Origin of the sequence: Beijerinckia mobilis (genome assembly GCF_000745425.1) — a bacterium.
Taxonomy (GTDB): domain Bacteria; phylum Pseudomonadota; class Alphaproteobacteria; order Rhizobiales; family Beijerinckiaceae; genus Beijerinckia; species Beijerinckia mobilis.
In genome coordinates, this window is sequence record NZ_JQJH01000005.1 from 1 (window position 1) to 24,402 (window position 24,402).

At 55.5% G+C, this 24,402-nt stretch carries 24 protein-coding genes, 1 tRNA gene and 1 rRNA gene; 22 read left to right on the forward strand and 4 right to left on the reverse strand.

Annotated features, from left to right (window positions below):
- The first annotated feature begins 107 nt into the window (after positions 1-107).
- The 3 genes from rrf (at position 108) to DL88_RS06790 (ending at position 1,215) form a co-directional block, all read left to right on the forward strand.
- Positions 108-222: ribosomal RNA gene (gene rrf, locus DL88_RS06780) — 5S ribosomal RNA — on the forward strand.
- A gap of 86 nt (positions 223-308) precedes the next feature.
- Positions 309-385, forward strand: a tRNA-Met gene (locus DL88_RS06785).
- A gap of 374 nt (positions 386-759) precedes the next feature.
- Positions 760-1,215 carry a Fur family transcriptional regulator gene (locus DL88_RS06790; RefSeq protein WP_034993882.1) on the forward strand — a complete coding sequence of 152 codons (456 nt, stop codon included), beginning with the start codon at positions 760-762 and terminating at the stop codon, positions 1,213-1,215.
- A 712-nt stretch (positions 1,216-1,927) separates the two neighbouring features.
- On the opposite strand, the gene irrA is transcribed toward DL88_RS06790, so the two are convergent.
- A complete protein-coding gene (gene irrA / locus DL88_RS06795) occupies positions 1,928-2,467 on the reverse strand; it encodes an iron response transcriptional regulator IrrA (protein WP_370736387.1) in 540 nt (179 codons plus the stop codon).
- A 327-nt stretch (positions 2,468-2,794) separates the two neighbouring features.
- Between irrA and DL88_RS06800 the strand changes: the two genes are divergently transcribed.
- From DL88_RS06800 to DL88_RS06830, 7 genes are read left to right on the forward strand one after another with little or no spacing between them, the layout of a single operon-like run.
- Positions 2,795-3,328: a Na+/H+ antiporter subunit E gene (locus DL88_RS06800; protein WP_084705024.1), complete on the forward strand. Its 534-nt coding sequence runs from the start codon at positions 2,795-2,797 to the stop codon at positions 3,326-3,328.
- A complete protein-coding gene (locus DL88_RS06805) occupies positions 3,321-3,581 on the forward strand; it encodes an MrpF/PhaF family protein (RefSeq protein ID WP_034993884.1) in 261 nt (86 codons plus the stop codon). Before DL88_RS06800 ends, DL88_RS06805 begins: the two co-directional genes overlap by 8 nt.
- 15 nt (positions 3,582-3,596) lie before the next feature.
- Positions 3,597-3,860, forward strand: coding sequence for a Na(+)/H(+) antiporter subunit B (locus DL88_RS06810; RefSeq protein WP_034993902.1), 264 nt, complete (start codon positions 3,597-3,599; stop codon positions 3,858-3,860).
- Complete coding sequence (gene mnhG / locus DL88_RS06815) at positions 3,857-4,201, forward strand: monovalent cation/H(+) antiporter subunit G (RefSeq protein ID WP_034993905.1); 345 nt, start codon at positions 3,857-3,859, stop codon at positions 4,199-4,201. Before DL88_RS06810 ends, mnhG begins: the two co-directional genes overlap by 4 nt.
- Before the next feature lie 20 nt (positions 4,202-4,221).
- Positions 4,222-4,890 carry a hydrogen gas-evolving membrane-bound hydrogenase subunit E gene (mbhE, locus tag DL88_RS06820; RefSeq protein WP_245270670.1) on the forward strand — a complete coding sequence of 223 codons (669 nt, stop codon included), beginning with the start codon at positions 4,222-4,224 and terminating at the stop codon, positions 4,888-4,890.
- A 53-nt stretch (positions 4,891-4,943) separates the two neighbouring features.
- Positions 4,944-5,315, forward strand: a complete 372-nt coding sequence (locus DL88_RS06825; protein ID WP_034993912.1) for a sodium:proton antiporter — start codon at positions 4,944-4,946, stop codon at positions 5,313-5,315.
- Positions 5,309-8,464: a complex I subunit 5 family protein gene (locus tag DL88_RS06830; protein WP_034993915.1), complete on the forward strand. Its 3,156-nt coding sequence runs from the start codon at positions 5,309-5,311 to the stop codon at positions 8,462-8,464. Before DL88_RS06825 ends, DL88_RS06830 begins: the two co-directional genes overlap by 7 nt.
- Positions 8,465-8,761: 297 nt before the next feature.
- Here DL88_RS06830 and DL88_RS06835 read toward each other — a convergent pair whose 3' ends face one another.
- Positions 8,762-10,267 carry a porin family protein gene (locus DL88_RS06835; protein WP_051955686.1) on the reverse strand — a complete coding sequence of 502 codons (1,506 nt, stop codon included), beginning with the start codon at positions 10,265-10,267 and terminating at the stop codon, positions 8,762-8,764.
- A 346-nt stretch (positions 10,268-10,613) separates the two neighbouring features.
- On the reverse strand, positions 10,614-11,789 hold the full coding sequence (locus DL88_RS06840; protein ID WP_034993918.1) for an extracellular catalytic domain type 1 short-chain-length polyhydroxyalkanoate depolymerase: 1,176 nt from the start codon (positions 11,787-11,789) through the stop codon (positions 10,614-10,616).
- 916 nt (positions 11,790-12,705) lie between these two features.
- On the opposite strand from DL88_RS06840, the gene argJ reads away from it, so the two are divergent.
- The 12 genes from argJ (at position 12,706) to fliP (ending at position 22,744) form a co-directional block, all read left to right on the forward strand.
- Positions 12,706-13,947 carry a bifunctional glutamate N-acetyltransferase/amino-acid acetyltransferase ArgJ gene (argJ, locus tag DL88_RS06845; protein WP_034993921.1) on the forward strand — a complete coding sequence of 414 codons (1,242 nt, stop codon included), beginning with the start codon at positions 12,706-12,708 and terminating at the stop codon, positions 13,945-13,947.
- Positions 13,944-14,354, forward strand: a complete 411-nt coding sequence (locus DL88_RS06850) for a (deoxy)nucleoside triphosphate pyrophosphohydrolase (protein ID WP_034993924.1) — start codon at positions 13,944-13,946, stop codon at positions 14,352-14,354. Before argJ ends, DL88_RS06850 begins: the two co-directional genes overlap by 4 nt.
- Before the next feature lie 807 nt (positions 14,355-15,161).
- Positions 15,162-15,542, forward strand: coding sequence for a flagellar basal body rod protein FlgB (gene flgB / locus DL88_RS06860; RefSeq protein WP_034993929.1), 381 nt, complete (start codon positions 15,162-15,164; stop codon positions 15,540-15,542).
- Between the two features lie 5 nt (positions 15,543-15,547).
- Positions 15,548-15,961: a flagellar basal body rod protein FlgC gene (gene flgC, locus DL88_RS06865; RefSeq protein WP_034994227.1), complete on the forward strand. Its 414-nt coding sequence runs from the start codon at positions 15,548-15,550 to the stop codon at positions 15,959-15,961.
- A 2-nt stretch (positions 15,962-15,963) separates the two neighbouring features.
- A complete protein-coding gene (fliE, locus tag DL88_RS06870; protein WP_034993931.1) occupies positions 15,964-16,326 on the forward strand; it encodes a flagellar hook-basal body complex protein FliE in 363 nt (120 codons plus the stop codon).
- A gap of 244 nt (positions 16,327-16,570) precedes the next feature.
- The gene (gene flgG / locus DL88_RS06875) at positions 16,571-17,359 is read left to right on the forward strand and encodes a flagellar basal-body rod protein FlgG (protein WP_034993934.1); all 789 of its coding nucleotides are present in this window, start codon (positions 16,571-16,573) and stop codon (positions 17,357-17,359) included.
- 4 nt (positions 17,360-17,363) lie between these two features.
- Entirely contained in the window at positions 17,364-17,855 is a 492-nt protein-coding gene (gene flgA / locus DL88_RS06880) for a flagellar basal body P-ring formation chaperone FlgA (RefSeq protein ID WP_034993936.1), read from the forward strand.
- Entirely contained in the window at positions 17,855-18,967 is a 1,113-nt protein-coding gene (gene flgI, locus DL88_RS06885; RefSeq protein WP_034993938.1) for a flagellar basal body P-ring protein FlgI, read from the forward strand. Before flgA ends, flgI begins: the two co-directional genes overlap by 1 nt.
- A gap of 716 nt (positions 18,968-19,683) precedes the next feature.
- Positions 19,684-20,250 (forward strand): MotE family protein, encoded by a 567-nt coding sequence (locus tag DL88_RS06890; protein WP_051955716.1) that lies wholly within the window; start codon positions 19,684-19,686, stop codon positions 20,248-20,250.
- A gap of 1 nt (position 20,251) precedes the next feature.
- Positions 20,252-21,160 carry a flagellar basal body L-ring protein FlgH gene (flgH, locus tag DL88_RS06895; protein WP_305953009.1) on the forward strand — a complete coding sequence of 303 codons (909 nt, stop codon included), beginning with the start codon at positions 20,252-20,254 and terminating at the stop codon, positions 21,158-21,160.
- 304 nt (positions 21,161-21,464) lie between these two features.
- Positions 21,465-22,007 (forward strand): flagellar basal body-associated FliL family protein, encoded by a 543-nt coding sequence (locus tag DL88_RS06900; protein WP_156970974.1) that lies wholly within the window; start codon positions 21,465-21,467, stop codon positions 22,005-22,007.
- A 35-nt stretch (positions 22,008-22,042) separates the two neighbouring features.
- On the forward strand, positions 22,043-22,744 hold the full coding sequence (gene fliP / locus DL88_RS06905) for a flagellar type III secretion system pore protein FliP (RefSeq protein ID WP_084705027.1): 702 nt from the start codon (positions 22,043-22,045) through the stop codon (positions 22,742-22,744).
- Between the two features lie 73 nt (positions 22,745-22,817).
- Here fliP and DL88_RS06910 read toward each other — a convergent pair whose 3' ends face one another.
- On the reverse strand, positions 22,818-24,254 hold the full coding sequence (locus DL88_RS06910) for a short-chain fatty acid transporter (RefSeq protein ID WP_034993944.1): 1,437 nt from the start codon (positions 24,252-24,254) through the stop codon (positions 22,818-22,820).
- Positions 24,255-24,402: the final 148 nt, after the last annotated feature.

Sequence of the window (24,402 nt, forward strand, 5' to 3'; positions counted from 1 at the left end):
CTCAAACGCCGGCGCGGGCCTCCGCCCGCTCGGCCTTGCGAACGCCTCGGCGTTCGGGTGCACAAAATCATAATCCAGTTTGCTTCCCTTCGCCTGCCTTTTGCCGGCCTGGTGACTTTTGCAAAGTGATCAGACCCGATCCCATCCCGAACTCGGCCGTCAAACGCTTTCGCGCCAATGGTACTTTGTCTCAAGACACGGGAGAGTAGGTCGTTGCCAGGCCTGCAAAAGGCACGCGTAAGGTTCCCTTTCCACACATCACATCCAATGCGGTGCAATCTAAATTCCTTGCCCGCATCACTCCATGCCGCGGGGTGGAGCAGCCCGGTAGCTCGTCAGGCTCATAACCTGAAGGTCACAGGTTCAAATCCTGTCCCCGCAACCAAATCCGATCACGTCAAGCCCGCCCGTAAAACCGGACGGGCTTTTGTCGTTTCCGTTGAATTGAAAATAGCTTAGAGATATTCTAAGATAGACACTTTCATCTTGTCATCGAAAGTATCTTTCGGCTGGGCCTTTATTCCTTGGCAATAGAGAGGGTTCCGTTAGCGCCCCGGGCAAGTATGTCAATTGCTCAGGGTATTCTCTGGACGGGGTAGAAGTCCGAAAGAACAAATTTATTCTATCTTATGGATATGATTTATATTCGAATGAGTTAAAGGGATTCTGCTATATTCCTGTGGTGATGAACTTGGATTCCAGGAGGGAATCAGGTTCCAAAAACTAGATAATAGAATCCGTTTCAGTCAGGACCATCGCATGGCGACGTTTTCTGCCAACGATATCGAACAGCTTTGCAACAGTCGAGGTTTGCGCCTGACACGTCCGCGGCGTGTGATCATGCAGGTACTGGCAGAATCGGTGGATCATCCGGACGTCGTTGAATTGCATCGACGCGTTGCTCTCGTGGATCCCGGCATCGCCATCGCCACGGTCTATCGAACCGTCAATCTCCTGGAAGATAAAGGTATTCTCGACCGACATGTGTTCGCCGATGGCCGTGCGCGCTATGAGCCAGCGGACCAAATGCATCACGATCATCTGATCGATATCGAGACTGGAAAGGTGACGGAATTCCATTCCGATGAGATTGAACAATTGCAGCAGGCGATTGCCGATGCACACGGTTATGAGATCGTGAGTCATCGCCTGGAGATTTACGTCCGTCCCAAGAATACCGACGGCAAAAACCCTAAATCCAAGCGCGTTTCCTGATATGGGCTTGCCCTGATCGAAGGATATCGGCGGTATGCGGGATGGAGATGGCGATATCCGCCACCATTAGCGCCGGACGATCACTGACGCGATCCTCCAATATAGGGCGGCGGTGCCTTTCGGCTTCTCCTTTGTTTTCCGGTTGCTACCCATTGAAGCGGCTCATGGGGGGCGAGTCTGTGCGAACGCCTAAGCGATCCTGCTACACGCCGGTAAGTTCTACCCGAGATGTCGGAAGGAAACCTTCAGGCCGGCTGAGGCGAAGAAGTGGCTCAACGGGAAGAAAGACGTTCGTATGAGGAACGCGATGGAGCCGGGAAACTGACCACGCAAGAGGTCCGAAAGATTTTTATCAATTTAAACCGAGAGAAATGCCGGTTTCCGAAGGTGTCCATTTCAGAGAGGGGATGAGCGGCGCAACTGGACGACGGTGATTATGCTCATGATCGAGCATGACGCGTGAATCCTCATTCACATGATGAGTATTCCATCCGACTCATTTTGTTTGCTGATTTCCACGCGCGTGCCGTCATGCACGCGGAGACCTTTAATGTGGTGTTTCTATATCTGCACACTTTCCACAACCTTCGCGTGAAGGGGCCTTTCGGTGAGACCGGCAAACGGAAGAGGTTTCGTACGGGAAAGGCAAACGGCTCGAATCCTTGTCGAAGCATCAAGGAAGAACGGCACCGGAGCGGGTGGATTTGCCCGTTCAGGAGAAAGCGGGTTCCTGCTTCTTAAGGGTGGCGGCGGATGTCGTTTCCGTGAGTGCATCGTCGCAGCGCGAGGCGTCCCGCTCAAGCCGGATGACGACTTCGACGGCGCTGATTTTGTAGCCGGGGGGCGGTTCGGGAAGCGCCTTGAAGGCAATATCTTCCGCCGGAATGTCAATGACACGATTGTCGTCGCCAATGTAGAAATGATGATGGTCAGCCTCGTTCGTGTCGAAGAAGCTGCGGGCGCCATCGAGGTTGACGCAGCGTAGAAGGCCTGCGGCGACGAATTGATTGAGCGTATTGTACACCGTGGCCAGAGAATGCGGCACGCCAGCGGCAAGTGCCTCATTGTGCAATTCATCGGCGGTGACATGGCGGTGACCGCCGGTGAGGAGTAATTTGCCGAGCTCGATGCGCTGGCGTGTTGGACGGAGGCCAGACTTTTTGAGCATGCGGCAAATCTGGTCGCGCAAGGCGTCGTCATGGTGCGTTTCGGAGCAGAGCCTCTGCCGCGTGCTGTCGGGAATGAAAAGCATGGGGGCTTCCGTAAAGAGAATGAGAGGGATGGGCTGGTACGAGACCTGCTATTTGCAATTAAAACGCTCTTGCAAGTGTAAGAGTGCGAAACACTGCGCTGCTTGTCAATAGATATTGCGACTTAATTGCATTTTGTTCCGTTGGATCTGCTGATCTTGTGCTGCGAAGAGGCAACTATTGCCGCTAGCAAAGGTCGCGCTTCAGGAAACGGGATCGGTCTCGTCCGGTTTGATCAATCGAGCGGGAGCCGGGGTTTGGCTACGGAAGGGATTGATCTTTGTGGCGCTGATGCTACCGTGATTCTATAGCTGGGCGGGAATTTCATCGTGCCGGATTCTTGTGAAAACCACGCCGCCAACGAGCCGGACTTTGTCAGAAGCTTTCTCAATCTCTGGGTTGTGCTGTTTCTGATCTGGCTCTGCATCGCATCCTCGCTCGCCGCCGATACTGTCGTCGTTGGCGCAATCGCCTGCCTCGTCATGGCTTACCTATTCGCAGGACGTGGCGGACTTTGGGGGCGCATCCCTTGGTCCTCGCGGCGCCTCGGTCATTTTCTTGCTTATTCCGGTGTTTTTCTCGTCGAAATGGTGCGGGCCAATCTCGCCATGCTGCGCATTGTCTATGCGCCGCAGATTGCGATCAGGCCGGGCATCGTCCGCATCGAAACCCGGCTCCAGTCGCCGCTGGGGCGTCTGGCGCTTGGCAATTCCATCGCGCTCACACCCGGTTCGCTGGTCCTCGACATCGAGGGAAACGCGCTGTTCCTTCACTGGCTCGACGTCAAGACCGAGGATCCCGATGCGGCGGCGAAGATGCTCGCGGGGCCCTTCGAACGCCATCTGGAGGTGGTCTTTGGCTGATGTCATCATGCGGGTCGCCGCAGTACTGATTTTTTCGGGGCTGTTTGCGGGCCTCATCCGGCTCGTTCTCGGCAGGACACTCATCGACCGGATCGCCGCCATCGACATGCTGACCGTCATGTCGATTTCGCTCATCACTCTTTATGCCCATTTATCCGGCCGCTTCACTTATCTCGATGTCGCGCTCGTCTATGGGGTGCTCAGTTTTCTCGGTGTGCTGGCGACCGCCCGCTATTTCGAAAACGGCCTGTAGATCGGATTCCGTTCTATGCTCGATCTTCTCATCCTTTTGATCTGTACCGGCATTCTGGCGAGTGGCGTGCTTGCTGTCTGCCTGAAGGATCTCATGGCGGCGATGATCAGCGCGGGCCTGACAAGCCTGTTCGCGGCTGTTTCCTATGTCTTGCTCGCCGCGCCCGATGTGGCCATGGCGGAGGCGGCCATCGGCTCCGGGCTTGCCACTTTCATTTTCTTATATGCCATACGCCGGACCAGTGGCGGAGTCTCGACAATGGAGACGGGTGAGGAATGACGGATATAATCGGCAGTCTTTTGGTGCTTGCCGGCGCAATTTTCCTGTTTTCGGCAGGGCTCGGACTTATCCGTATGCCGGATGCCTATACACGTATTCAGGCCGGCACCAAGGCATCGACTCTCGGCAATCTTCTGGTGCTCGCTGGCCTCGCCGTCTACCATCCCGGCTGGACGTTCAAGCTCCTGCTCATCGGCTATTTCGTGCTGCTCAGCAATCCGATTTCCTCGCATGCCTTGTCGCGCGCCGCGCATGCCCTGCGCACGCCTTTTGTCACCTCCACGACGGTGGATGCGCTGGCCGAGGAAGAGGAAAAACACGGCAAGCGGATCCCGTCATGATCCGGCGAGGATTCATCATATTGGCGCTGGTCCTTTTCGGGCTGGTGTTTGCGCGGTTGATCGGTGCCTATCAGGAACAATCGGTACTGCGCCCGCTCGCTGAACATTACGTGACGCAGGGACCGAGAGAACTCGGTGCGGCCAATGTGATTACCGGTATTCTGATCACCTATCGCGGCTTTGATACATTGGGCGAGGTCGCGGTTCTGTTCATGGTGGCTGCGGGCCTTGGCCTTCTGCTGCGGCGCGACGGCGATGGACCGTCCGTGTCGGCGAATACGCCGCTGCGGCCGGCGAGCGAATTGGTCGTGACCGGGACGGAAGTTCTTCTGCCGTTGATCTTCGTCTTCGGGGCCTATGTCATCATGCACGGGCATCTTTCCGCGGGAGGTGGTTTTCAGGGCGGCGCCATAGTCGCATCGGCCGTGCTGTTGCTTCTCGTGACGCAGCCCCTGACGCGTTTGCGCCTCGATCTTCTCAGCATCACTGAATCTTTTGCCGGTGTCCTTTTCGTATGCATCGGCCTTCTCGGCCTCATCCTTGCGGGCGGCTTTCTCGACAGCCGCTTCCTGCCGCAAGGCCAGCTGGGCGCTTTCTTCAGCGCTGGCGCCATACCAATCATTTCGATTCTGCTCGGCATCAAGGTTGGCGCCGAGCTCAGCGTCATTATCGATCGCTTCCGCCGCTGAAACCTTCGCCGCTTCCTAAAAATATGCGGTCCCGGGCAATGGGAGAGAGTTCCATGGGTTTTCCGCCGGTGTCCCATCTCGTTCTCGCGACGGGATGCTCCCTTGTCCTGATCGGCTTCTATGGCATGCTGACGCATCGCAACATTTTGCGCATCATCATCGGCTTCTCGCTGATTGATACTGGCATTCACATGATTCTGGTGGCGACCGGCTATATCACCGGCGGCACCGCGCCGATCATCGATGAGGCCCTCAGCCTCGATGCGGCGGCCACGCGCTCGGTGGATCCGATCCCCTCGGCCCTCGTCGTGACGGCCATCGTCATCGGTCTCTCGGTGACGGCGATCATGCTGGCCTATGCCATTCGCCTTTATGAGACGAAACAAACCCTGTCGCTGGATGCGTTTACGGAATCAAAATGGTAGCGAGCCTTCTCCATCCGCTGACGATCTTCATCCTGGGTCTTGGCGGCGGTTTCGTGCTTCCGCTGGTCTACCGGCTCGGCAAGACATGGCTGAAGGCGACATTTTTCCTTGCGCTTTCCGGCATGGCCCTCGTCTCCGCCCTGGGGTTGGTGCGGCTCCTGCTTGGGGGCGATGCGATCGACATTCTGACCGCGGGCAGTTTGCCGCCGGTCTCGATCAGCCTGCGTTTCGGGCTGTGGGAAGGGTTTTTCACGGCAAGCGTCAATTGCGTCGCTTTGCTGGGAGCCTTGCGGCTGTGGCCAAGGCTCTCTGGCCGCTATGCAGCCATGCTGCTTTATCTGATTTTCGTCATGGGCATCAACGGGATGGTCATGACGCGGGATTTGTTCAATCTCTTCGTTTTTCTGGAAATCGTTTCGATTGGCACTTACGGGCTGCTCAGTCTTGAAGAAACGCCTGCCGCTCTTGCCGCCGCCTTCAAATATATCATGGCGACGGTGCTCGCCTCGACCTTCTTCCTGCTTGCGACCGGGCTTCTCTATTATGCCACCGGCACCTTGAACATTGATGGTCTCCTCGCGCAGCGGGAAGCGATCGGCGGGCCGATCGGAGCCATGGCTCTTCTGTTGCTGCTCGGCGCGCTTCTCGTCGAATTGAAGCCCTTCCCGGCCAATGGCTGGGGGCTTGATGTCTATGAGACGGCGACGGATGGCGTCGCGGCTTTGGTATCGGTCGGCGTTTCCGCCGGCGTCTTCTTCGCGCTTTTCAAGCTGGAGCCCCTGTTCGCCGGGCAGAGAAATCTCATCGCCTGGTCTTGCGGGCTCACTTTCGTCGCCGCAAATCTTATCGGCTTGCGCCAGAGGCTTGTACAGCGTCTGCTCGGCTATTCCTCGATCGGCCAGATGGCACTCATGGTTCTGGCGCTCGTCCTGCTGCGTCGGCAAGAGGCAGATGGTGTGGAGAGCGGCGGGGCTGATGTTGCGTTTGCACTCGTCATCGGTGGGCTGTTTCTCAACCATCTTCTCGCCAAGGCCGGCCTGTTCTGGCTCGCGGGCGCTATCGGCGCCCGGGAATGGACCTCCTGGCCGAGCCTTGCCGGACGGCCCTTGCTGCTTCTGGCTTTCGCCATCCTGCTCGTCGCCATTGCCGGCCTGCCACCCTTTCCGGGTTTCTGGGGCAAGTGGGAGCTTGTGAACGCGCTTGCGGGCAGCGGCGATTATGGATGGATCGTACTCATCCTGTTCGGATCCTTGTGTGAGGCCGTCTATCTGTTCCGCTGGTTTGGCGCCTGTCTTCAGGCGCCGCGCCCCGCGGCGGTTCCGGCCTTTTTCTCCGGCGAACTGCCGGTCCTCGTCGCTGCGCTGCTTCTGGTCATTGCAGGTCTTGCTGCGGCCGGGCTCGCTGGCATCAGCTCATTCTGGCTGTTTCTGCCGCTTGCCGCCGGTGCGGCGCTTGCCGTGATCGACCCCATCTTGCCGGGCCAGGTCAAATGCGCGCTGATGCTCGCTCTTGTCCTGGCCGGGGGGCTCTTTCTGTCGCAGGGGCTCGATGGCATGCGGGGACTCTTCGCCGCGCTGCTTCTCTCCGGCGGTCTCGTTATCGCCTCGGCCGGATTCTACCGCACCGATGCGCGGCCCTTTCATCACGCTTTGCTAGCAGTTTTGCTTTTGGCGCTGCCGGCTTTGCTGCGGGCGGAGACCGGTCTCGACTTTTTCGTAACCTTCGAGATCATCACACTCGCCTCCTATTTTCTGATTGCCCGCAGCCCTGCGGCGGCCCCGCACCTTTTGCCTTTTCTCCTGTTTTCGCTGGCCGCTGCCTTCTTTCTGCTGACCGGTTTTGCGGCGCATCGCGCCGCGAGTGGCACTGATGCGCTAACTGCGCTCGGCAGCGCCGGAGCTGACGGCGCCCTGACTTTCGTGCTGCTGGCTTCCGGATTTCTGATCAAGGCGGGCGCGCTCGGTGTTCATGTCTGGCTGCCCGGCGCCTATGCGGAGGCGGAAGATGATGTCTCGGCGCTCCTCTCGGCGGTCATCAGCAAGGTGCCGATCATCGGCCTGCTGACCGGCGCCTATCTCGCGATCCGTTCGCAAAATGCCTTCGGGCTCGCCCATGGCATGGGCTGGATAGGCCTCCTCACGGTGATCGGCGGTGCCGCCATGGCTTTGCGTGAGGATGACGTCAAACGCATGCTCGCCTATTCGAGCATGAGTCAGCTCGGCTATATCGTCATCGCCATCGCCCTGATGAGCCATATTGGCTGGGTCACGGCCCTCTATCTCGTGGCCAATCACCTGATGGTCAAAGGCATTCTGTTCCTTGCCGTGGCTGGTGTGACGCTCCGGGCCGGATCGCGGCAATTCGCCGATCTCGGTGGGCTGATGCGCTCCATGCCCTTCACCTTCGTCGCGGTTTTGATCGCCGTCATCGCCATGTCCGGCCTACCGCCTCTCATGGGATTCGGCGGGAAATGGTTGCTCGTCCAGGGCATGGCGGACCAGGAGTGGTATGCGCTGGCGGTCTTGAGTCTCGTCGCGACCGGCCTTGGTTTCCTCTATATGATCCGTCTGGTCCATGGCCTGTTTCTGAAACCGCAGCCGCCAAACCGCGCCGAATTGTCCTCCGCTGGCTCCTTGCGGGAGGCTCCAATCGCTCTGCTCCTGCCGCAATATGCGCTCGCCGCCGCGATCCTGCTGCTGTCTTTCTATCCGAGCCTGGTGATGGAGCCGATAGCGGCGGCGATCGATCCGGCCTTTTCCGCAGGCCTCGTCTGGCGCGGCATGAGCTTGCAGGAAATCTACGGCTATTGGAATCCGCGGCCCTTGATGATTGTGATCGTCGCGGCCGTCATGAGCGCGATCGCCTTGCTGGCGATGCTCTATTGGTTCCGGCGCAAGGATGCACGCTTCCTGCGGAGCACGGGCGGGAAGGAGAGCGATGCGCTTTCGCGTTTCTTTGCCTTTTACGAGCCGATGCTCGGAGTTCTGGTGCGCCCGATGGCGAGCCGTTTCTGGAACAATGTGGCGCGGGGTGTGGAGGCGCTCGGTTGTCTCCGTCGAGTCTATGACGGAGACGGACAGACCTATGCTCTATATGTCCTTTATTATTTTCTCGCTCTTTATTTTCTGGGGAGTGCCATACCGATCTAATTCCAAGTCTCATTAAGCATGAGTCATCGCAACTTGGAATAAGGCAGGCGAAGACAACAACCAGACCAGATGGGCAATCGCAAAGAGCACGGCGTCTGAGTGGACAGCCGGAGGATCATCTCCATCAAAGTTTGAAAAGGATCGGCAGGGAAGCGTCCTTGGGCAGATCCGCGTAAATGCCGAAAGGCCTGTCCGCTCCTCCGTTGCTTTCCGCTGTTGCCTCGGCACGGCAAAAGAAAAGGGCCTGACGGATTATGAAACCGTCAGGCCCTTTGCACAGAATGATTGGGGAAACAATCAGAAGAAGAAGGTCGTACCGAGGACGAAAGCATCGCTGGTGTTGCTGCCGCCGAGCGCGTTGCGCGAGATCGTGTGGATGAATTCACCCTGGATATTGACCCAGTCGGTCAGCTTGTAGCGACCGAAGCCGATCCAGGACGAGTTCGAATGCACGAGCGTACCGGCGCCATAGCCTGGCTGGTAATCGATCCAGTTGGCGTCGAGATAGCTCGCGCCATAGCTGCCGCCGACAGTAAACCGGCCGTCGAATGTATAGGCGGCCTGGGCATAGAAACCGGAGGAAATTCTTTTGTTGCCGTCCATGCTGACGCCGTCGAAATAAAGCGCCGTCGTGCCGAGGCCCGATCCATAATAGCCATAGCCGAGGATGCTAAGCGCGCCGATGTCGAATTTCATACCGCCGTCGACCGCATTCGACCGGACATTGGTTCCGGCGGCCATATAAATCGCATCGCCCGTTTCCACCCGGTGCTGTTGCGTCAGGCCATCGAGCCAGGCCGTCAGCTTGAAGTCCGGGGTCAGCTGACCGACATATTTGATGCGACCCTGGAAGCCCGGCTGATCATGCGCCGTCATGGTTCCGGAGAGGCCGGTATTGTTGAATTGCTGGTAGGGCGAGAAAGCACCGATCGAGAAGGTGAAGCCGTTGATCTCCGGCGAAATATAGGTGATCTGCGGAATCCAGTCGGCATAAACGTAACCGACGCCGATACGGCCAAGGGTCGTATTGTGCGGCGAGGCGGTTGCCAAAAGCGAACCCGAGCCGAGCAGGGTTTGGTCGAACAGAATGGCGTCGGCGCCGAACAGGCCGAGGTCGCGGCCGATCTTCACCGTACCGAAATCAGGTGTTCCGATCGTGCCGAAAACCTGACGCAAATCGATGCCGGGCGTACCAAGACCGGCGGCGGTGCCGCCATTATTGGCGTTGAGAAGCCCAACATTGGCATTGGAGCCGCTGGTATAAAGACCCAAGGTGAAACCGAGATCCATGCCCATCTGGTTGGTCGCGAGACTTACGACCAGGGCGCTCGGCAAAAGGCCGGCCTGAATGGAACTTGCGTTGTTGACGTGGCTGCCGGATGCGGCGCCGGCCAAGCCGCCGGCAATGACGGCATCGCCGCGTGTCTTGAACCCGTTGGTGGCGAAGAAGCTCAAATCACCCGAAAGTTTGACATCGACCTGGCCGATACGAACGCCGATACCCTTGTCGAGCCGGGTGACATAGCGATCGTCGGGGACCACGACGACGCCTTCCTTGGTGACAATCTTGCGTCCAGGGACGACGTATTTCTCTTCCCTTTTTTGGACTTCCGCCGCGTGCCGCGCCTTCAGCTTGTGAAATTCACCCTTCGTCAGGATGCCTTTCGAGCGCAATTGATCGAGCAGTTCATCGGTCACATCCGCGAACGCGGGAGCGGTGCCCGACAGGATGGTCGCGACCAATGCGCCGAGGACGGCGGAACTTTTGCGTCGACGATGCGGTGAAGCAGAAACACGAAACATTTGTTAGACCCCTCCCAGACCCGATTGGACCAAGGCCGGGAGTGTCACCGCCGGGCACATCTGGCGCCAATCGAGTTTATCGCCAGTATAGTCGGAAAGTTCTCATGTCTTGTCGAGGCATAAGAGGAAACTCATTTTAGAAATGATCAATACGTGGTAAAATTAACACATCCCTTACCCAATATTGTTGGAACTATTGATTTTTGGTAATAGCTAACGTGTCAGTATCATTTCCCATGCCAATTCTGGCTTCCCAACGCAACGAGCCGGAGCGTGATTTCACGCTCCGGCTCGCCGGCGACTGCATGTTTCGATGAATGGATTGTGACGGATCGATCGCAAACGCTCAGAATTTCAGAACACCAGAGCCGCGCCCATTGATGGCAAGGATTCTCCCTGTGTTCACGGCCCGTTGACCTTCGTTCTGGTCGGCGCGTGGCGAGGTTATGGGTCTTCTGCCGAATGGCAGGGGGTCGAGGACGCCAACGCCGGCGCGAGGCCAGGCTGCCTGCTCTGTCCGCTCGCGCAGCGTCTCGGCACCGATGAGCCCGAAGAAGCGAGCGATATGCGATGTGGAGGAAATGCCGGCATCGAGAAGGAACGACCCGCTGACTTCGCGATTGTTTTCTCCACGGACATCGAGTGGCACGCCATGCGCCATGCCCGCGAGTTCGTAATCTTCCACCATCACCGCGCCGGATGGCGAATGCCAGCCCCGATAGGCGTAGCCGTCGATATGGCCATGCCGCGGCATCTCATCGTCGAGACCGTGAAGATTCTGCCATTGCTTCAGCGTTTCCGCCGCATTGGAGAATTTGACCGTTCGGTCCGACGTGCCGTGCCATATTGAAATCCTGGGCCACGGTCCATCATGGCTGGATGCGTTCCGGACGAGATCGCCCCAGCTTTGAGCCTCGCGCGAACTGCCTTCGAACATGGCGCGCAGAGCCTCATGCATATTGGTCGCCGCGCCATAGGGAAGGCCGGCAATGACGGCTCCGGCGGAAAAGACCTCAGGATAGGCGGCCAGCATGACATTGGTCATGGCGCCGCCCGCCGATAGCCCGTTGATGAAAATACGGGAACGGTCGATGTCATGCGCAAGCACGAGCCATTCGATCATCTGGCGGATCGACAGCGGTTCGCCCATGTTGCGCTGCATGTCCCCGGGATTGAACCAGCTGAAACAGCCTTTGGAATTATTCGCGCGCCGTTGCTCCGGGTAGAGAACGATGAAGCCCTGTTCATCGGCGAGACGCGACCAGCCGGTGCCGTGATCATAATCTGCGGCGGTTTGCGAACAGCCGTGCAGGACGACGACCAAGGCCGGTGCGCGAGGCAGGTCTTCGGGCACATGAACGAACATGCGCAGATTGCCGGGGTTGCTGCCGAAATCCTCGATTTCACGCAGTGGTCCGTAAGGCGAGCTTTCAAGCTCGCGATGCGCGTCGAGGCTCCAGAGGTTTTCCCACTGGCGATGAAAATGTGACAAATCGAAAATGGTTTTTCCTAAGCCAACCATTCGTCTGTCTCCTTAACTGGGGCGACACGGCGGGAGCCATGAGCCGAAACCTTCCAAACTGGAACAAGCGCGACATGCGCGGACCGCGAGGCCCCCGCTCGTCACAAGTTGAAAATCCTCCCGATTGGATGCGCGCAGCGGCGCGGTCCATGATCCAGCAAACCTTGAAGTCCCCGGTTACAGGATGGGGACGAGCCTCAAGCCGATCGATTCGAATTTCCGCAACATTCGCGCGGGCTGGATGGACGCTAGATGAACCCTCTGAAGGGGCCAATGTCTCTCGCGCGGTCAGTGTACGCCTTTCCGCGAGGAGGGACGGCAGATCGGAGGGTGTTTATAGCGCAAATCTCTGTCACGCTACATTCATATTTTTCGCAATGCGGTAACAAAATAGAGATCGGCACATTTGCATTCCTGCCCTTGGAAAGCAAACAAACAGGTTCCTTCTCATACAAGGTGTAACATTGTTTCTGGTTTTTTGGCAATATTCGTTCCGTTAGCCCTTAAGACAGGGCTGTTTTATTCATCTCTTATTCATTCAATAAATTGATCTTAACTAAGAATTAAAGCTTTTACTGTATCATCAATCTTCGAAATTATTTTCGGAATAGCTGCTGGAAGATCTGATGGTATCGCGTTGACCGCCCTCGTCAAGCCGTGGGAATTGGTCATCATCCTCAATCTCCCGGGCTTTTTGTGCAATGCACAGACATTGCCACAGCGCGGTCGTTCCTGCGGTCTAACGTTCCTGCGGTCCAAGTGGCGCGTGGCCGTCAGGATCGGTCCGCGGCGCTTCCTTCCACACTCTCTCTTGACGTGCTCCGGCAAGCTCCGGCAAATCCCTGTGTCCGTGGGTGCTGATCCGAACAGACCGGCAGCATCGGCGCTCTATCGGTTCTCAATTGCAGGAACTCCCATGGCCGCCGCCATTTCGCCGTTTGCTCCGAAGTCCTATCCCGACCTTCCACCCGTCGAGGGGGTGCGTTTCGCGACCGGGGCCGCCGGCATCCGTTACAAGGAGCGCACCGATGTCCTGCTTGCCCTGTTCGACAAGGGGACGCAGGTGGCCGGGGTGTTCACGCGTTCCAAATGTCCTTCCGCACCTGTCGATTGGTGCAAGGCGCGGCTGAAATCGGGTAAGGCGCGGGCCTTGGTGGTCAATTCCGGCAATGCCAATGCCTTTACCGGCAAGCTTGGTGTCCAGGCCGTCAAACTGACCGCCGCGCTCGCGGCCGAGGCGGCAGGCGCACCGCAATCGGAAATCTTCCTCGCCTCGACAGGGGTGATCGGCGAGCCGCTCGACGCCACGAAATTCGAGGGCATTCTCGGAAGGTTGAGGGACGAGGCCACGCCGGATGGCGCCTTTGCCGCGGCGCAGGCGATCATGACAACCGACACTTACCCGAAAGTCGCCACGGCCGAGACGGAGATCGGCGGCGTGCCGGTGACGATCACCGGGATCGCGAAAGGCGCCGGCATGATTGCGCCGGATATGGCGACGATGCTTTCCTTCGTCTTCACGGATGCGCCAATAGATGCGCCGGTTCTGCAATCCCTGTTATCGCGCGGCGTGCAGGCTTCCTTCAATGCCATCACCGTCGACAGCGACACCTCGACATCGGACACATTGCTCCTGTTCGCCACCGGCGCTGCGGAAAAGCGCGGCGCGCCGCGCATCAAGGCCGCCGGTGATCGCAAGCTGGCGGCGTTCCGGACCGCGCTTGACGCGCTGCTGCTCGACCTCGCGCATCAGGTGGTGAAGGATGGTGAAGGGGCGCGCAAATTCGTCGAGATTCGGGTCGAGGGTGCGCAGAACAAGCGGGCTGCCGAAAGAATTGCCCGCTCGATCGCGGATTCGCCGCTGGTCAAGACGGCGATTGCCGGCGAGGACGCCAATTGGGGGCGGATCGTCATGGCAGTCGGAAAGGCGGGCGAAAAGGCAGATCGTGACAAACTCGCGATCTGGTTCGGCGATATTCGGGTTGCCCACAAGGGGATGCGGGATCCGTCCTATGACGAGGCGGCGGTCTCGCGCCTGATGCAGGAGAAGGAAATCCTCGTCAAGGTGGATATCGGGCTCGGCAAAGGCAGCGCGCGCCTTTGGACTTGCGACCTCACCAAGGCCTATGTTGAAATCAATGGCGATTACCGCTCATGAGTGCACGTCTCCTCCTCGTCGTGGCGGTCGCGCTCGTCGATCCGGATATGCGGGTGCTGATTGCGCAAAGGCCTGCGGGAAAAGCCCTGGCCGGATTGTGGGAATTTCCCGGCGGCAAGGTCGAGCCGGGGGAAAGGCCCGAGGCGGCGCTGATCCGTGAATTGCGGGAGGAATTGGGAATCGAGGTGGCCGAGCCCTGTCTCGCCCCTCTTTCCTTTGCAAGTCATGCTTACGAAGATTTTCACCTTTTGATGCCGCTTTACATTTGCCGGCGCTGGCAGGGTTTCGTCAGTTCCAGGGAAGGGCAGGCCCTGAAATGGGTCGCGCCGGCAGCATTGCGCGACTATCCCATGCCGCCGGCCGACAAGCCTTTGATCAGCGCCTTGCTCGATCTCCTGGCGGAGTAAGGTGTATTGTCGCCCAAAGGAGGGCGCCGAGCGACCCCGCTCCCGCGGCGACGACAATCCGCGAAACGCCAGACAACGAACTTCATTGAACACCACAGGCATTGATCCTCGACGTCTTATAGGAGAATCGCGGCTTGGATCCTTTTCCGCCGTTTCGTGAGCTTCTCCAAAAAGGTCTGGCTCCTTGAAAACGTGCGGATTTTCCAAGCTCCTGCGGGGTCTCTCGTCATTATCGAGCCGTGGGAAAGCCGGGCCTCCACTGTGTCTTGAGGGCGAGAAGACGGCGCAAAATATTCCTGTATTTCCGCCGATGCGGAAGCGGCAAGCCTGCCGCAGATGGCCGATAATCCAAAATACGTCTCAGGATCGTCGCGAAGCACAAGAACTCAGTCATGCGACCGCGTTTGATATAGGCGCAAATCGCCCGGTCCGCTTCCTGGCTGAGGATGCTGTCGAATACGGAAGACGCGAGAAAGGCGAAAGTCAAAAGCGTGCCATCGTCAATCCTCAAGCCCTTACATCCAGAGCCGCAATAAACGAGTGCTTCCATAAGCGTCTCTGTTTACCTGCGGAAAGAGGCATCGGATGTCGTATAAAGGTTCGTTTGCGCTCTGGTGAAACTCCTTCATTGATTTGACGGAAGCACTGATCCGTACCGGGCTCCAAATTTGCTGTATGTCTCCTTCTATGCACCTGCGTCGGGTTGCCACGAAATCAGACTGGTTTCCCCTCGACCTGAAATGATCAGCCCGGGACAAGTTTGGCTCTGTAGAACCACTTCTCGAATTGTTCGAGGAGAGAGATCTGATGAGCGCCGTGACTGTACTCGATCTGATTTCACAACAGGCCCGCTGGTTGACGCTACGGCAGGCGACGGTTGCTCAGAATATCGCGCAAGCGAATACACCCGGCTTCAAATCCATTGATCTTCTGCCGTTCGAGCAAGTCTACAACGAGGCGGGTCTCAGGATGACGGCCACGTCGCCGAAACATCTGGAAGCGGATCGTAATGAAGCAGATTTGAATACCGCCCATTCGGAGTCTGGCTGGGAGACGACTTACTCCGGCAATTCCGTCAGCCTTGAACAGGAGATGATGAAGGCGGGTGAGATACATCGTGCTTATGCTTTGAATACAAATATAGCACGTGCCTTTCAACAGATGCTTCTGGCCAGCGTAAAGGGATAAAAATGATTGATCCTCTTGATGCATCCATGAAGATTGCTGGCTCGGGCCTTGAGTCACAATCGACCCGTTTGCGTATCATATCGGAAAATATGGCCAATGCGGAATCAACCGGTACCAAGGCCGGCGCCGATCCCTATCAGCGTAAGACGGTGACATTCGCGAGTGAGATGGATCGTGCATCAGGTCTCAATCTCGTGCAGGTCAAAAGCGTCGGCCGTGATCGTGCGCCCTTTGTGCGCGAGCATGATCCCGGCAATATCGCGGCCGACGAGAACGGTTTCGTTAAACGACCCAATGTGAATGTTCTCATTGAAATGGCGGATATGCGCGAAGCAAACCGCACTTATGAGGCTAATTTGCAGGTCTTGAAACAAGCACGCGATCTTTCAACCATGACCATTGATCTTTTGAGGAGCTGATCATGTTGCCCGCTCTTTCCCTTGTTGGCCCTATTCTTGACGGTATTTCGTCTTTTGCTGCTTCATCGCCGTCAGGGACTGAAGCAATCACCAAGACCGCCCGAATTACGAACGGCGGCACGCTGACCAAGAGCATAACGGAGCCAGAGACTGATTTCGGAGCGGTTCTGTCGCAAATCGCCAATCAGACTGTCGATTCCCTCAAGACGGCAGAAGCCGCATCAATCTCTGGAATCCAGGGGAAGGCCTCGGTGCAGCAGGTCGTTGAAAGCGTAATGGATGCACAGCAATCATTGCAAACCGCCATGGCGGTCCGAGACAAGATTGTCTCGGCTTACCAAAGCATCAGTCAGATGGCCATTTAGAACAGAATGGTCCAGTGTCATCCTAGTTGGTCGCACCACTGAAGTAAATCATTGGTTGTGATGGTCGCATAATAGTCTTCCATCACAGGTTTCTTTGTCCGGTAGGCGTGCTTGCTCTGTATGCTTAGTTCTGGACCAAGATGATAAGTCTCGAAAGCAATTTGCCGATAACGATCTCGGTTTCATAAGTGACCTCGTTCGGGACATACCGGATCTGAGCAGGTTACGTTTCAGGACGGATTCCATGAAAGCCTTATCGATCGCTGCCACAGGTATGGCGGCTCAGGATTTGAATGTCCAGGTTATTGCCAATAATATTGCCAATATGAATACGACCGCGTTCAAACGTGCACGTGCCGAATTTACCGATCTCCTTTATCAGGCGGAACGTCTTCAGGGTGTGGCCAATCGTGGACAGACGAATATGATTCCGGAAGGCGTACAATTGGGCTTAGGCGTCCGTACGGCGGCCATCCGAAATCTCCATGTGCAAGGCACACTCAGTAATACAGGCAATAAACTTGATCTGGCGCTGAATGGACGTGGCTGGTTTCAGGTTACGAGTCCGGAAGGGGAGACGCTCTACACGCGCGCGGGCGCCTTCAGTACCAATTCGACGGGACAATTGGTTACGACCGATGGTTATCTCATCAATCCGAACCTGACCATTCCCACGGATGCCACCGATATTTCCATCAATCAATCCGGTGTCGTTTCGGTAACCCGAAGCGGACAGACAACGGCTCAGCAGATCGGTCAGATGACATTGACGACCTTCGCGAATGAGGCCGGATTGACGCCGCTTGGCAGCAATCTCTACCGTCAGACGGAGGCCTCTGGAACCCCCGTTACCGGCACGCCCGGGGATCCGGGTTTTGCTACGATCAATCAGGGATATCTTGAGACGTCGAATGTCGATCCGGTCAAGGAAATAACGGATCTGATCTCAGCGCAGCGCGCTTATGAAATGAACTCGAAAGTCATCCAGGCAGCGGATGAAATGGCGACGACCATCTCGAAGAACATGGGGTAGGCATATGCTGCATAGACGAGGTGTTTCGCCGCTGACACTCATTTCCTCCGCGTGGTTTGTGTTAGGTGGTGCGATATTATCCTCCTCCATCGGGGTGGCTGAAGGTCTCGTTCTTCCAGTTCCGACGGTAACAATTTATCCGGGCGATAAAATATTGGATAATTGGATCGGCGAGCGTGAATTTCCCGTTCACTCGACCTATGTGCGAGGGGATGTCGTTACCGATCGGGCGGTTCTAGTCGGTAAGACGTCTCGCCGTACGCTCCTTCCCGGGAAACCGATTCCTCCCGAAGTCCTCAGCCAACCGAAAGTCGTTGTGCACGGCGCAAAGGTTCGTATCATCTTCGCCGAAAACGGCTTGATGATCACAGCCTTCGGTTCGGCCCTTCAGTCGGGAAGTATCGGCGACAGTGTATCTGTCCGGAATCTGGACAGCGGCTTGATTGTTTCAGGTATCATACAAACTGACGGCACGATCCGGGTGAGCGGCAGCTAATGACCAAAATCCTTGTCTTCGTTCTCCTGTTTCTTTCGATCGTAAATATGCCGATATCCGACGTGCTGGCGAGTGTCAGAATCAAGGATATCGCCTCCTTGCAAGGCGTCCGGGATAATCAGATCATGGGTTATGGCCTTGTCGTCGGATTGCAGGGGACCGGCGATACGATGCGGAATTCGGTCTTCACCGAGCAATCGGTTCAGTCGATGTTGGATCGATTAGGGGTTAATGTGCGTGGTATCAATTTACGGACGCGTAACGTTGCGGCCGTATTGGTCACAGCAGATCTGCCTCCTTTCGTTCAGCCGGGTTCTCGTATCGACGTCACTGTCTCTTCGCTTGGTGATGCCTCTTCGCTTCTTGGAGGAACTTTGATCCTGACATCTCTGGTCGGAGTCGATGGACAAACCTATGCCATAGCTCAGGGGCAGGTCGCGGTAACGGGGTTTTCGGAGGCAGGGCCAGCGGCAAGTGTCGTCCAAAATGTGCCGACCGCCGGGCGTATCGCCAATGGTGCGCTGATAGAACGTGAAGTTCCAGGGCAGTTGCGTTCAATCGGGCCTCTGGTTCTGCAGTTACGTAACCCGGACTTCGGGACAGCGGTCCGTATAACGGATGCCATCAATGCTTTTGGCAGGCATCAATATGGACGTGAACTGGCGCATGAAATCGATCAAAGATCGGTTGGTCTGAACAAGCCGGGAAATATCAGTGTAGCGCGGTTTATAGCACAAATCGGCGATCTTTCGATAGAGCCGGATACGCCAGCGCGTGTCGTGATCGACTCCCGAAGTGGAACAGTCGTCATCGGACAGGACGTGCAGATATCCACCGTAGCTGTGACCCAAGGGAATCTAACGGTTAGAATTTCGAATACACCAATCATCTCCCAACCGGCACCATTTTCGCGCGGACAAACGGTTGTTGCTCCGGTAACAGAAATCGAAGCCAATCAGGGGGGAGGACCGATATCAATCGTTCGCGGATCCAATCTTCGTAGCCTTGTGGCAGGGCTCAACCAGATCGGTGTCAAACCGGATGGAATTATCTCTATTCTACAAGCGATCAAATCAGCTGGCGCTTTACAGGCAGACCTCATCGTCCAATAAACAAGAAATCCTCTTTACATCCATCGAAATGGATCATTCTGTCCTCCATATTGACGTGGCCTGAGGCGCTGCACCATTTTGGTGAATGTCTGTCGATCCATTTGAATTAGTCGACTCGCAAGCTGCATTAATAAAACGGCATTTTTCTATGAAAAATGTAAATATGCGAGTGTTGAGGTGGATCTTCCCATGTTTAGGGCATCGGAGATGGAGTCGTTTAGAGCGTTTTGGATATATCCAGAAACGCTCCACTCAGAAAATTCGGGGCATTTTCAGGCAAATGAAATCGTGGAGCGATCCAATATAAAGACAAAATGCTCTAATGGTCTTCATCGTTGTCTGAAAGCGCTGCGAGGAACATCGAACGATGAATTATCTCTTAAAACATTGAGAATCGGCTTGGATTGTCGTTGTTCTTCGAGCGGCGATCTTTCCAGAATACAAATCAAAAGAAAAGCGGTAATAATTGCGCGCCTTATCGTGCAGAAATCGGTGTGATCAAAGAATTTCCAAGTCGAAAGCAGTCATCCTGTGGTTGTAGGCGTCTGGCTTCTATGAATTATGCTTATCAGAACTTGGCAAAATTCGCTTCGGTATGAAATCGCCTCAGAACGTGGGACGAGATTTTCTGCTCGTTTATTCATTCTCTCCATGACGCAAGGCAGGCGCAAGCTTTCGCTGGCATTATCGATGTCGAAGCTGGGATGGACAGAACAATGAACGCGTCTGATTTTCGCATATGCCTGTTTGTTACTCTGATTGCAGGGATAGGGGTCAATGGGACCATCAGCGGCGCTAATGGTCAGGAGGATCACAAACCCGCTCCCAAGCCAAAGCAGGAAGATAATCAAACGGTTTCGGGAAAGACGCAGAAAGTACCAATCTCCGATATACAGAAATTTTGTTTGAATAATATCGGTATTTTGAAAGACGCTCGGTTGCGCTGGCAGACAGCAAAATTGAGTGAACTCGAGAAGCGTTTGCGAAAGCAGATTGAGGAATTGGACGCGAAACGCGTGGAATATAGTCAGTGGCTAGCTCGACGTGACGAGGTGATGAAAGCCATTCAGGAAAACGTCGTGGCAATTTATGCGCAAATGCGTCCAGAGACCGCAGCGCAGCAATTGGCGGCAATGGAAGACAATATGGCCGCGATAATTCTCGGGAAATTGACGTCGCGTAAAGCTAGCGCCATTCTGAATGAGATGGAAGCCGGACGCGCCGCGAAATTAACAAATACGATTGTTGGTCCGCTTCCTGCTACAATTGGAGGGAAATCATAAAATGCCTCCAAATAATGACAAAGCTTGGCGGATTGTACCTTGTGGCCAGGCGCTTGATGTTGACGAAAGTCCCTCCAATAAAGCTAGGTGTCTTTGGCCGGGAATATTTCCTCATATGATCCGGACGGATAACGAAGAGACTGTCCGTGCGGTAAAGACGGGAGATAAGCGATCCTCTTGTTTATATTTAACAAGGACACGTCATCTGTCATCTCTTCCGGCCTTGGTGGTGGCCAGCTTGTTGGTAACGGGATGCGCGGGAGATATTCGAGAGTTGGGCCGCGAACCCGCGATGAGTGACCTTGGGACAGGTCTCGCCGCTCGAGTACAGCCTTCAGCTACTGCTGTCTTTCAGAATGCGAGTATGACGCGGCCTCAATCGATTTGGAATGGCAGTCGATCGGATATTTTCAGCGATCCTCGCGCAAACAGAATTGGTGATGTCGTGACTGTTACGATCTTCATCAATGATCGTGCGACATTCGGGAATAATACCGACCGGTCGCTTGAAGCGAAGATTGATACGGGCTTTAATTACAAGCTTGGTCTCAGCAACAAAACTGTTCAGTTCAAGCCGACGATAACGGCCGACATTCTGTCGTCGACGCAAGGGCAGGGTGCTATCGACCGCTCGGAAAAGGTCCGGCTTTCCGTCGCGGCTGTCGTCACGGATGTGATGCCAAACGGCAATCTTATTATTTCCGGTTCTCAAGAAGTGCGAGTCAATTTCGAAATGAGACTTTTGAATGTCGCGGGGATCGTGAGGCCGCAGGATATCGCCAAAGATAATACAGTATCTTATGACAAAATCGCCGAAGCGCGTATTTCTTATGGTGGTCGTGGACGCATAATGGAAGTCCAACAACCCGCGATTGGTCAGCAGATTTATGACCGATTTAAACCGATTTGATGATGTTCCGCGATTCTAGGACGCAATGTGTCTCCATCGAATATCTTTGGATGATGCGTGTCCCGGCGGATTGAATGAGACGACGGACAGATCGGGGCTGTTCAGATGCTATGTTGCGTCTGACCTTTCGGGGTGTGCTGTAGGTATGAGGCCGTCTTATCATAGTTAGCGTCTGATAAATGCCTGTCTACTTTCGATTCGTCCGTGGTCATAGTGGATTGATTTTAGACATTTTTGTCTAAGGAGGGATCTCATTTGAGTGAGAAGTATTTTGGAACAGGGCGATACATAGGATTTATACCTTGTGTCAGTGGCCACATTCAATATTGGCACGATGGACAAGAAGATGGTCTCACGTAATCTTGCGGTATCGCCTTCTGGTGCATCTGCTCAAGAGTCGAAATTCGGTCGGCTTGGGATGTTGCTGGGCTTGACGCTTCTTGCGGCGGTCGTGGGAGGAGCGGTTGGCTTCCATCTCGTCCTGTCCGTGAAAGCGAAACTGATGACGGTTCTGGCCGCCGAGCAGGATGCGGAGAAGCAAAAAATAAATAGTACATTGACAAGCTATAGGTTGGCGCCGCTCGTCGCCAATCTGGCTGAGCCTCCATCCACCTGGATCCGCCTCGAGGTCGCGATGTTGTATGACGGCAAGGCGGTCCAGAACCCTGAGATATTGGCCACACAGATTTCGGCGGATCTTCTTGGATATTTGAAAACGTTGGCGATGGCGCAGCTTGTTGGTGCGAGCGGCTTTCAAAATCTTCGCGATGATCTGAACGAACGTGCGAATATTCGTTCCAATGGTGCTGTGCAGTCCATTGTTATCCAATCGTTGGTGCTTCAGTGAAACGTATCGTATTCCTTAGTTTGTTTCTTGTTGTCATGAATGCTGAAGCTTTCGCTCAGGTGCCTGACCTGGCGTCTCTGGTGCCGCCAGGCGATGGCACGGTATCGGGCCGCATCATTCAGCTCGTCGCCCTTTTGACAGTCTTGTCGGTGGCGCCCGGTTTGCTGATCATGGTGACCAGTTTTACGCGATTTGCGATTGCTTTATCGTTTTTACGATCGGGTTTGGGACTTCAAAGCACGCCGGCTAATCTGGTGCTTATCAGCCTGTCTCTTTTCATGACCTTCTATGTCATGTCCCCGGTGTTCGAGAAGGCGTGGGATGGTGGTGTCAAGCCGATGATGGAAAATCAGCTTTCTGAACGCGAGGCCTTTCCGAAGATCATTCAGCCGTTCCGGGAATTTATGAATTCGCAGGTCCGGGGCAAGGATTTGCAGCTTTTCGCTGATCTTGCAAAAGAAAGCTTTCCCTCGACGCAACCGGCGGGAACGGAGGTCGAGATGCGTGTGCTCATCCCAGCCTTCATGATTTCGGAATTGCGGCGTGGATTCGAAATGGGCTTTCTCATTGTCTTGCCCTTTCTCGTCATTGATATGATTACATCCGCAATAACGATGTCGATGGGGATGATGATGTTGCCGCCGACGGTTATTGCACTGCCGGTGAAGGTTTTGTTCTTCATTCTGATCGACGGTTGGAACATGTTGATCGGCAGTCTGGTCCGCTCATACATGTGATTCGGTGTCGCCAGATGACTGGTTCCCGCAATCGTGAGGCTTTGGTCATAGCGTCAGAGGTCGCTGATGTGTCCTAGGGAATGAGAGGAGGGACATAGGGAAGAGTGTAGCTCAAAAGCCAAAGAAGAACGATAATAACCGGCAGGTGGACCACAAGTTGGAGAAATGTAAACCCGACAATGTCGCGCGCTTGGAGGCCAAGGACACCGAGAAGCGGTAACATCCAGAATGGATTGATCAGATTGGGGAGTGCTTCCCCTGCATTATAGGCTTGCACGGCCCAACCGAGGTGAGCCTTGAGATCGACGGCGGCATGCATGACATAGGGTGCTTCAACGAGCCATTTGCCTCCACCCGATGGCATGAAGAAGCCGAGGATCGCGGAATAAATTCCGACCAGTGGCGCGAAGGTTTCCTTTGTCGCCACGCTGACGAAGAGGCCGGTCAGATGATCGGTTAGGGTCAGATCGCCGGCCCCCTTGGCGCGAGAGATGAGAAAAGCAATCGCGCTGTAGATTGGAAATTGGATCAATACACCGGCGGTCGCGGGTACGGCTTTACCGACGACGATCAGAAAACGCTTGGGTTGCCAGTTCAAAACCATGCCGAACAGCAGAAACATCAGATTATAGGAATTGAGATCGGAAATTCCGCGCAATGCACCTTTCGTGGCGAATTCGTTGATGACCCAGATCATGCCGATGATGAAGACGAAGAGAGTGAGGAGCGGACTATATTCGAGCCATTCTCCCGGGCGTTTGCGTGCGGGCACGATGATCGGATCGGAATGGGGATCTATGCCGAGATCAATGGCGGTTCTTGCGTTTTCACCGACAGGGGCTGAGAAATAACAGATCGCAATGGACGAGGCAGCGATCGCGGCCAGCATGAGAAGGGATTGCCAGAGGAAGATCGTCTGGCTGAAGGGAAGCACACCGCTGATCTTGAGCAATGCTTCGGGCATGCTTGCGGGATTGGCTTGCAATTGTGCTGCGGAGGAGCTGATGCCCAGGGCCCACACTGCACCGAGACCGAGATAGGCCGCGGCACTTGCCGCGCGATAGTCGAAACGCAAATCACGACGTTGGGCCAAGGTGCGCACGAGCAAAGCGCAAAAGACGGTGCTGAAGGCCCAATTCACTAAAGCAGTCGCGATTGCGATGACGGCAACGAAGACGATGGTCCCGCGTGGTCTCTTCGGGACCATGGCCAGAGTTTCGATCAGCCGGCTCGCCACTGGTGAACGGGCGACGCAATAGCCACCGATGACCAGCATGGTCATTTGCATGGTAAAGGGAATCAATCCCCAAAACCCATCTCCGAAGGATTTTGCGACGGTTTGCAGAGGTGTTCCGTTGACCAGAGCGCAAATGGTGACGATGATCAGGGCCAGAAGCGCAAAGACATAGGCGTCAGGAAACCATCGTTCCGTCCAGGCTGTAACCCGGATCGCCAGCCTTTCGAGCAGGCCGCCCGTCATCGCTGTGTCGGATTTGGCATGCTGCTCCATCGCTCCCCCCTCTGGATCCTATGGTTCGAGCCATATTGATCCTCATCCCATTCACGCAGGTCGCAATGGGTGACCTCTTTTGTCCGCCGCGCATTTTCGCGATTGTCGAGCGATCGCGAAAATGCGCGGCGGTTCAACAATTATTTTG